1 protein-coding gene is annotated in these 464 nt (G+C 63.1%); it reads left to right on the plus strand.

Annotated features, from left to right (window positions below; translation table 11 throughout):
* A partial coding sequence (locus tag HMPREF2749_RS07390) for a transposase (protein ID WP_210395344.1) occupies positions 1 to 464 on the plus strand: 464 nt, incomplete at both ends.

Raw genomic sequence — 464 nt, forward strand, 5'->3', positions numbered from 1 at the left:
CGAGGCCTGACCGGCGTGCGCCTGGTCACCAGTGATGCCCATCTGGGCCTGGTTGAGGCCATCGCCGCCAACCTACCCGGAGCCACCTGGCAACGATGCCGTACCCACTACGCCGCTAATCTCATGTCCGTCACCCCCAAAGCACTATGGCCCGCTGTCAAAGCGATGCTGCACTCGGTGTATGACCAGCCCGACGCGGCATCGGTCAACGCTCAATACGACCGGCTCTTGGACTACGTCCACGACAAGCTCCCCGCCGTGTGTGATCACCTCGATCAAGCCAGGGCAGACGTCCTCGCGTTCGCGTCCTTCCCCACCGGGGTGTGGACCCAGATCTGGTCCAACAACCCCAACGAACGCCTCAACCGCGAAATCCGCCGCCGCACCGACACCGTGGGAATCTTCCCCAACCGACAAGCAATCATCCGCCTAGTCGGAGCCGTCCTCGCCGAACAAAACGACGA

The sequence above is a fragment of the Rothia sp. HMSC075F09 genome, assembly GCF_001810515.1.
Lineage (GTDB): Bacteria > Actinomycetota > Actinomycetes > Actinomycetales > Micrococcaceae > Rothia.